This is a genomic window from Planctomycetota bacterium (genome assembly GCA_038746835.1).
Taxonomy (GTDB): Bacteria; Planctomycetota; Phycisphaerae; order Tepidisphaerales; family Tepidisphaeraceae; genus JBCDKH01.
On the sequence record JBCDKH010000154.1, the window covers coordinates 1 to 8,979 of the forward strand.

Genomic DNA, 8,979 nt, shown 5'->3' on the forward strand with positions numbered 1-8,979 from the left:
CCCGATAAACGAAAGTGACGATGTCGCGAGACAGAAAGCAGTTTGCATGGGATTGTCTGGTAGCGAGCCCCGAGCGTGAGCGAGTGGGTCTGCGCGTTCACAACAACCCGCTCGCTCACGCTCGGGCTCGGGCTCGCTTCGATGCGGGTCTTGCGTGATCAACAGTCGGAGCAATCCGGACCGCAAACGGTGTCACGCAGAGCGTCTTCGACCGCGGTGTCCTTTGGGCTTTGCGGGCTTCTTGGGCTTGGACGACGCCAGTGGGTGTTTGGGGCGCTTGGGTGCCTTCGCTTTGGGCTTGGGCTTCTTGACCGACGTCGGCTTCGCGCCCGGAGCACGGCCGCTTGGACCGCGTGGCTTGGTCGTGCGTTCGGACTGGCGACCGTCGGTGTACGGGTGGTCGCTGTCGACCTCGATCTCGCGGCCCAGCAGCTTCTGGATGTCGCGCAGATGCGCCCGCTCGTCGGCGTCGCAGAAGCTGAGTGAAATACCCGTCGCACCTGCCCGGCCTGTTCGGCCGATGCGGTGGACGTAGGTCTCGGGCTCGTGCGTCAGGTCGTAGTTGATGACGTGCGTGATGCCGTCGACGTCGATGCCGCGGGCGGCAACGTCGGTCGCGACGAGGATCGGCACCTTGCCGCGGCGGAAGCCGTCCAGCGCCCGCTGACGCTGGTTCTGGTTGCGATTGCCGTGGATGGCAGAGGCCCGGATGCCGCGCTGGCCGAGCTGCTTGACGACACGGTCCGCCCCGTGCTTGGTCCGGCTGAACACGATGCCGCAGTCGATGCCGTGCCGCTTGACGAGGTGGGCCAGAAGATCGGGCTTGTCGCTCTTTTTCACGAAGAGCACCTTCTGCTCGACCGTGTCGACCGTCGCTTCCTTCTGAGCCACCTCCACGCGAAACGGCTCGTGCATCAGCTCCGCCACGAGCTTCTTGATCGTCGGCGGAATCGTCGCGCTGAACAGCAGCGTCTGGCGATCCTTCGGCAGCTCGCCGGCGATCTTGCGAACGGCCGGGATGAAGCCCATGTCGAGCATGCGGTCGGCCTCGTCGAGGACGAGGGTTTCGACGAATCGCAGGTCGACGTGCCCTTGGGCCATCAGGTCCATCAGTCGGCCTGGCGTGGCGATGAGGAAGTCGACGCCGCGACGCAGCTGGCTCACCTGCCGGCCCTGCCCGACACCGCCGAAGACGACGGCGTGCCGCAAACCGGTGCCGTGGCCATAGACGTCCAGGGCGTCGGTGATCTGCCCGGCCAGCTCGCGCGTCGGGCACAGGACGAGTGCCCGCGGATGCCGCTTGCCCCCGGCGGTCTGGGCGAGGCGATGCAGCAGCGGCAGCGTGAACGCGGCCGTCTTGCCGGTGCCAGTGGGTGCGCTGGCGAGGACGTCGCGGCCCTCGACGATCGGCGGGATCGCCATCGCCTGCACGGGCGTCGGGACGTCGTACCCCTCGCGGGCGACGTTCTTCTTTAGGAGGCTGCTGAGCGGGAGGTCGGCGAAACGGATGGTGTTCTTCAAGCGGTGTCTGTTCGATGTCGTACGTCACGGCACGCCGACCGCCCGACGAATGGGCGGTTGCACGGCAGTTGCCGGAGGTGCCGCGAGAGGTTCGCAGCACGGCGACTGGCCTTGACGACGTCGAGTGAGATCCGCAGAAAAGTCCGCGAGACCGGCTGAGGCGAAAAGTTCAGTCCGTCGCCCCGAGCAGAGTCGGCGCGACTGGGCAGGCTAGGCAGCTGTCCTGCCCCGAACGCGTTTCTACGGAGCTTTCTGCGTCATCCTGAGCGAGCGAAGCGAGTCGAAGGACCTCGTCTGATCAATTGTGCAGAACCGCTGCGAGGTCCCTCGGCTGCGCTCGGGATGACGGATGGGACTTCGTCGCCACCATGGAGCGCCGAGCCTCTGAAATTTCCGTGGCCCGCCCGGTCGGCCTGTGTCGCATGGGGTGGTGATGCCACTCTCCAGCACCATTCGACTCGCTCCGCTCGCCGCCGGGGGCGGCCTGGCGGTTTTCGGCGGCGTTCTGCTGCTCATCGGCCTCGTCTCGGGCGGGGGCGAGGGCAAACTCGACTACCAGATCGACGTCAAGCCCACCGTCATGACCGTCGCCTACAAGGCCTACGGCAACCCCGAGGCGGCCGACGGGAAGTACTGGCTCGGCAAGGTCGAGCTCGAAAACGACGGCGACGCCTCGCTCGACAACCTCGAAGTCAGCTACCGCATCCCCGGCCACCTCGACTCCTGGACCACGCCCGAGGCGGCCGAGCAGCTGCTGCCGGGCCAGACGGCGAGCCTCGCGATCTACCCGCAACTGCCACGATCGGTCACGACAATCCGCACCCGCACGCCGGCCACGCTCGAAGTGAAGCTCGCCTGGGAGCAGGACGGCGAGACGCAGGAGCAGATCGAGCGACGCAACTTCGAGTTCCGCGGCGTCAACGAGATCGAATACACCAGCCTGCCCGCTGACGAGGTGCTGGGCTGGTACGACGTCTACGACAACGCCGAGCTGACGGCCGCCTTCGTCACGTACGAGGACGCGGTCGTCCGGCAGTTCTTCGGCAAGGCCGTCGAGCTAGGTGGGGCCGGTGCACCGGTGGTGAGCGATCTGAAGTCGCTCGAGAAGATGGCGCGATCGGTCTACGACTTCATGACCAAGTCCGGCATGACCTATGCCGGCAACACGGGCGTTCCCGAAAAGATCGGCGACGCGGCCGCGTACACGCAGAGTGTCCGCCTGCCACGCGACGTCATCTACCAGAACAGCGGCCTGTGCATCGAGCTGGCCATGCTCTGGGCGGCGCTGGCCAAGGGTGCCGGGGCCGAGGCGTACCTGGTGCTGGTGCCCGGGCACTGCTACCCGGTGCTCAAGGCCAGCGACGGCTCGCTCCTGCCGATCGAGTCGACCGGCGTCGGCGGGACCAACCTGGGCGGCGTGATGAGCTTCGAGCAGGCGGTGCAGTCGGGCGTGAAGCAGTTCCGCGAGCTCCAGGCCGGCAAGAACCCCGGCATCATCGTCAACGTCACGCAGGAACAGTCGCGCGGCGTCCGCCCGCCGGAGTTCGGCCAGACCGACATCGCCGGCCTGAACGACATGCTCACCAAGCGCGTCCAGACCGCCCGCAACGACCCGCGGCCCAATCCCAATCCCAACCCCGGGCCGAACCCGAATCCCAATCCGAACCCGCAGAACATTGGCGGCAACGTCGTCAACATCGCGGGACTGCAGATGAGCTACCCGATGGGTTTCCAGCAGAACCCTGTCGCCGTCCAGCAGATCCAGCCGTACCTGCCCAGCTACGTCTTCAACGCGATGGACCAGACCGGCATGCGGTCGATCGAGGGGTACGACTTCGGCCAGAGCAGCCCGCAGCAGGCGATCGGGCAGATCCAGGGCTTCGCCCAGCAGATGGGCGCGATGATCCAGTTCGGCCAGCCGCAGCAGCAACAGGTCGGCAGCGGCCAGGCGACGTTCGCCCAGCTGCAGGTCAGCAACGGGCAATTCATGCTCGTGGGCGGCATGTACTTCATCCAGTCGCCTCAGGGCAACCTCGTCGGCATCGCCGCGACGTCGCCTCAGGGCGACAACTCGTGGCAGCAGACGCTGGCCACCCTCGTCGGCGGTCGTTGAGTCCGCACCTTCGTTCCAGATCCGCACCAAGACGCCTCACACCGACTGCCATGAAGCACCTCTTCCTCTTCGTCGTCGCCGCCCTGCTGCTCCTTGTCGCCACTGCCCGCGGGCAGGTCGGCCAGACGCAGGTCCTGCCGATGACCATCGACATCGAACTCGACGAGCTCGGCGATGCGACCATCCGGTTCCAGATGACCATGAACGCCCAGCAGTGGCAGGGCTGGAAGCAGCAGTACGGCGATAACCCGTCGCTGCTCCGACGCGACATGGGCCAGTTCGTCAGCCAGTACGTCGTCGACGACTTCGACCTGGATCAGGACGACATGGACCGCACGATGGTCATGACCATCAAAGCCCGCGGCGTCGCCCGCCACCGCGGCGATGGCAGCTACGAGCTCGAACTCGAGCCCGGCATGGGCAGCGGCAACGAGCAGGACAACGGCACCACCTTCATCTACAACTACACGCAGGAAGAAGACGCCGGGGTGCTGATGACGGTCACGCAGACGATCAAGCTGCCCGAAGACGTCGAAGACGCGAGCGAGCGGACCGACTCCGCAGGTCGACCGGTGCTGGCGTATGACGTCGACGTCGACACCGGCGCGGGCGGCGGCTTCCTGACGATCGCGGGCATCGTCCTGCTGGTCCTCGGGCTCGGTGTCGTGCCCTTCGCGTTCGTCGGTGGCAAGTCGGGGGCTGTTTCAGCCGATTCGACAGACGCACCTGCATGAAGCCCAGGGCGTAGTATCCGACCATGGACGTCACCACGCTGCCCGACAACGTTCTGACGACGAACCTGAAACGCGTCGTCAACTGGGCCCGCCGAAGCTCGCTGTGGCCGATGCCGTTCGCGACAGCCTGCTGCGGCATCGAGCTGATGGCGACTGCCTCGTCGCGCTACGACCTGGCCCGATTCGGTGCCGAAGCCATGCGGTTTTCACCTCGCCAGAGCGACCTGATGATCGTCGCCGGCCGCGTGACCATCAAGATGATGCCGGTCCTCCAGCACATCTACCAGCAGATGACCGAGCCCAAGTGGGTCATCTCCATGGGTGCCTGTGCCTCGACGGGCGGCGTCTTTGACGCTTATGCGACCGTCCAAGGGATCGACCAGTTCATGCCGGTCGACGTCTATGTCCCCGGCTGCCCGCCGCGTCCGGAGACGTTGATCGAGGGCATCATGGCCATCCAACGGAAGATTGACGAGGACGGCCTCCCGCCGACGGGTCCGCGTCGGGCGTTGCAGCTCGTCGTCGAGCCCAGCTACGTCCCCGCCCCGCAGCCGGTGCCGCTGGGCGTGGGTGGTCAGGTGCTCAACAAGCGATAGCGCTGCACGCGTCGCTCACGCACGGAACCAGTTCCGCACGCTGATCGTGCGTGTCGTCAGAAGCACCGCGATCGGATAGCCGATCGCGAGCAACAGTCCAATGCCCGCGGCGACGCCCGCCATGCCGGTGGTGAACGACTGACCGGGTTTTCCGCCCTGCGTGCCGAGCGCTGGGTCGTTGAAGATGGAGTCGTAGAAGCTCTTGATCATCCAGAAGCTCGCACCGGCCGCGACGAGTGCGACGACGATCCGCGTCCACGCCCAGAGGCGGTGCCACTTCCACGTCCACTCGGCGTCGCGCATCGTGCCGATGCCGATCACCAGCAAAGCGACCGCCAGCAGCACCTCGATGCCCTCTGCGATGCCCATCGCCCACGCCGCCGCGACCGAGACGCCGCCGAACGGGTTGAACGCACCGAAGTTGGTCGGGTACGACTCGACGGTCCCGTCGTCATAGACGACGGTCGTGGTATCGACGCCGCTGAGCGCCCACGCATCGAAGGTGATGTCGCCCGGGTTGACGTACAAGCTTCCGCTGAAGCCGAAGTCGAAGTACAGCGATGTCGGCGACTCGTCGGCCGGGCGCGTCGAAGACCCGAAGCTGAAGTCCTCCACGTACGAGCTGGCGATCTGGCTCGTCACGTGCTGGACCGTCCACGGCTGCCCTTCCGCCGGCGGGACCATCGGAAGCTCCGCCATCTGGACCGCCTTCAGCAGCCGCGCCTGGTCCGCCTCGGACATCGGCTCCGTCTGGTGCAGCGCGTCGACGATGATCTGCGCCTCCACCGCCGTCACCACCCCGGCCGGCGTGGAGCCGGTGTTGATCGTCCCGCCGCCCATGTTGTTCGTCATCGCCAACGCAAAGCCGATCAGCACCATGTACAGCACCGTGATGCCATTCACCATGATGCCCAGCGATCCGAAGATGATGCTCATCACGCCCAGCCCCGTCACCAGACCAGGCCGCTCGGCGAGGTGGGCGTACTGAAGCTGCCGCGGATCGTCTTGCATGTTGGGGGTCACTTGGGGTCTCCAGCTTCGCCTCAGACCGGCGCCTCTGCAAGGTAACAGCGCTCCAGAAGTCGCCCCAATCCGTGATCCCGAGCGCAGCCGAGGGACCTCGCAGCGGTTCCGCTCGAACGCTCAAACGAGGTCCTTCGACTCGCTGCGCTCGCTCAGGATGACGGCTGAGCCGCCGTCTTCACCCGTGCCAGAAGGCGATGATCGTGCCGCCGAAGGCGATGATCAGGAACAGGCCCAGCAGGCTCAGCACCGTTCCGCTCGTCGCCAGCTGACGCACCGTGATCGCGTCCGTGCTGAACGCAATCGCGTTCGGCGGCGTGCTGACGGGCAGGCTCATCGCAATGCTCGCCACCAGGGCCAGGCTCACCGCGAGCACCACCATCTGGCTCTCGCCCTCGCCGCCGACCAGGGCGAACATGATCGTCACGCCCACCGGCACGACGAGGTTCGCCGTCGCCGTGTTGCTCATGAAGTTGCTCAGCAGCAGCGTCACGCCCGCCAGCAGCGCGACGATGAGAAAGCTGCTGGTGATGCCGAAGTTCGACACCGCCCCAGCGATCGTGTCGTCGAGGCCGACCAGCTTCATGCCCAGCCCGATCGCCAGGCCGCCGGCGATCAGGATCAGGATGTTCCACTCCAGACTGTTAACGTCGTCACGCCCGATGATGCCCGTCGACGTGAAGACGACCGCCGGCAGCAGCGCAACCACGTAGCTCGGCACGCCGTGCCATGTACCCGTGAGCCAGAGCAGAATCGTGAGCCCGAAGATGACGAGCGTGAACCTGCCGCGGCCCGTGATCCGCTGCGGCTCGGGCCGAAGGGCCAGGTCCTTGGACTCGGGCTTGTAGATCAGGATCAGCATCAGCCACGCGACGACCAGCAGGCCCATCGCCAGCGGCACGGCGATCAGCATCCACTCGCCGAAACGGACGGTGATGCCGCGCTGGCGGAGCGCCTCAAGCGCGACGGCGTTGGGCGGCGTGCCGATGGGCGTGCCCATCCCGCCGATGTTGGCCGCGAAGGCGACGCCCAGGATCATCGCCCGGCGGAACGGCTCGCTCTGGGCCACGCCCATCATCATCGCCCCGACGAGCGTGATCATCATCGCCGTCGCGGCCGTGTTGCTCATCCACATGGAGAAGAACGCCGTCGCGCCCATGACGGCCGCCAGCGTCGCTCTCGGCTTGCCCCCGAAAGGCCGGACGATGATGGCCGCCATGGACTTGTCGACGCCCTGCTTCACCAGTGCCTCGGCCAGGATGAACCCGCCGAAGAACAGGATGATGATCGGACTCGCCCCCACCGCCAGGATCTGCCGGTACGTCGGCTGATTCGCCGCGTTGGCCTCCTCGAACCCGAAGCCGACCCAACCGCCCGGGTTCGCCAGGAAGATCACCATCGCCCCGATGATGACGATGCTGGTCGCGAACAGCGGCACCGACTGCGTCAGCCAGAGCAGCGCCGCCAGCACGAAGATGCCCGTCATGTAGACCTGCTCCCGCGGCAGGTCCGTCAGCACGTAGACGCCCAGCGACGCGACGATCGCCGTCAGCAGACACAGCACGCCCGGCCTCGCGTGCCGCACCGCTCCGCCCGGCCCCGACTCGCTGGCCGACGGCGGCTCCGTCGGCGGCATCACCGGCGGCGGGCCGGGGAGCGGCTCGACAGACGATTCGTCCACGCCGGCGTCGGCACGATGAGCAAGCTGTTCCGCGGTCGACATCAGGGGTCTTCCATCCAACGGCACCCGCCGCCAAGGCCTCCTCGCAGGCTAGCTGAGCGTCCCGACAGCAACGTCCGCAAAGGTCTCCTCGCCAACGGCACTCCGCAGCACCGCCGCGTCCTTCCCTTCAATCTATCGGCCTGACGCGGCCCGCGATGCCGCATGCGATCATCTGTCGCGGCCGCCTGAGGCGTCATGTCGCAGCGGTCGGGCCGGCTCGATAGTCCACACCTTTGAGAGCGACATCCAACGCCGAAACGTCTCCCGACCCCGTTTCCTGTCGCCGCCGTACCTCCGCGTCTCGATGGACTGCCGATAGATCATCTATCGATCTACACTACCCCAGCCATAGGCCAGTTACGCCAATGCGTATTTGCCATAAGGCGAGGTCGGTATAATGAGGCGTCTCCGTACGAAATGACCTGCGCCAGGATTCGGACAATCTCACTTTTGGCAAAGTCACCTGGCTCGTCTGGATGGTACCACTCCTCTAAGCGAAGCAAAAGAGGCAGATGCCTGCCGACATACGAAGACATTTCTTCTTCACTCAAGAACACTAATGATCGATGTTCTGGCGTGATGAGGCGAAGAAGTTCGTACCCATAAATCACTGGAGGCTCGCAAAGTACAATTCCCGCCTCTTGATAATCGGCAAGCCGTGTCGGTATCGGTACGAGCCTGGAACGAATTTTCATGCCGCTGGCACTCGACATGATGCTGTTGTCGAAATCCCTCAGGTTAAAGAGTGGGGCGTCGGGCGCATCACCTGTCACATGAAGCTCTGGATATCTTCGTCCGGGTAACTTGGGAAGGCAGCTACCATAGGTCCACACGCTCGTGATAATGCCATCATGAAACAGGCGCTGCTGATTGAATTCAAACAACTCGATGACGATAGCCCAGTCATGATCGTCTCGATACACAGACATGCGCGCATCGATAGGAAATGAGACGTCAATCGCCGGAATATCATGCCGCTCTAATTTTTCGAAGTACTGTACTATATCATCTGCCAGCATCGCGGTACCGATAATAAATAATCATTGTCGTTGTGTGATTTGGGTATACACGGCTCATGGGAGTCGCCAACGGCTTTGGCAGCCCTTTTGAGCCAACGCTAGCCGGCTTTGTGCAGGCTTGCATCGATGAGCTGTGTCGTGGGCACGGTACCAGCTGGTGAGGGATGCTGCACGGTGAGACGCGCCCGTGATTCTGTTCGCGAGGTGCGGGACCTCCGCGGACGTACAGCAACGAAGGAACCCCGACCGA

At 65.0% G+C, this 8,979-nt stretch carries 7 protein-coding genes; 3 read left to right on the forward strand and 4 right to left on the reverse strand.

Features of this window, described 5'->3' with window-relative positions:
* Positions 1-192: 192 nt before the first annotated feature.
* Positions 193-1,521, reverse strand: coding sequence for a DEAD/DEAH box helicase (locus AAGI46_13230; protein ID MEM1013168.1), 1,329 nt, complete (start codon positions 1,519-1,521; stop codon positions 193-195).
* Between the two features lie 433 nt (positions 1,522-1,954).
* Between AAGI46_13230 and AAGI46_13235 the strand changes: the two genes are divergently transcribed.
* From AAGI46_13235 to AAGI46_13245, 3 genes are read left to right on the forward strand one after another with little or no spacing between them, the layout of a single operon-like run.
* A complete protein-coding gene (locus tag AAGI46_13235; protein MEM1013169.1) occupies positions 1,955-3,634 on the forward strand; it encodes a hypothetical protein in 1,680 nt (559 codons plus the stop codon).
* Positions 3,635-3,684: 50 nt separating this feature from the next.
* Entirely contained in the window at positions 3,685-4,368 is a 684-nt protein-coding gene (locus AAGI46_13240) for a hypothetical protein (protein MEM1013170.1), read from the forward strand.
* A gap of 23 nt (positions 4,369-4,391) precedes the next feature.
* Positions 4,392-4,964: an NADH-quinone oxidoreductase subunit B family protein gene (locus AAGI46_13245; protein MEM1013171.1), complete on the forward strand. Its 573-nt coding sequence runs from the start codon at positions 4,392-4,394 to the stop codon at positions 4,962-4,964.
* A 15-nt stretch (positions 4,965-4,979) separates the two neighbouring features.
* Here AAGI46_13245 and AAGI46_13250 read toward each other — a convergent pair whose 3' ends face one another.
* The 3 genes from AAGI46_13250 to AAGI46_13260 all read right to left on the reverse strand — a co-directional run bounded on the left by AAGI46_13250 (position 4,980) and on the right by AAGI46_13260 (position 8,729).
* The gene (locus AAGI46_13250) at positions 4,980-5,975 is read right to left on the reverse strand and encodes a hypothetical protein (GenBank protein MEM1013172.1); all 996 of its coding nucleotides are present in this window, start codon (positions 5,973-5,975) and stop codon (positions 4,980-4,982) included.
* A gap of 190 nt (positions 5,976-6,165) precedes the next feature.
* Positions 6,166-7,710 carry a DASS family sodium-coupled anion symporter gene (locus tag AAGI46_13255; GenBank protein MEM1013173.1) on the reverse strand — a complete coding sequence of 515 codons (1,545 nt, stop codon included), beginning with the start codon at positions 7,708-7,710 and terminating at the stop codon, positions 6,166-6,168.
* 332 nt (positions 7,711-8,042) lie between these two features.
* The gene (locus AAGI46_13260) at positions 8,043-8,729 is read right to left on the reverse strand and encodes a hypothetical protein (protein ID MEM1013174.1); all 687 of its coding nucleotides are present in this window, start codon (positions 8,727-8,729) and stop codon (positions 8,043-8,045) included.
* Between the last annotated feature and the right edge of the window lie 250 nt (positions 8,730-8,979).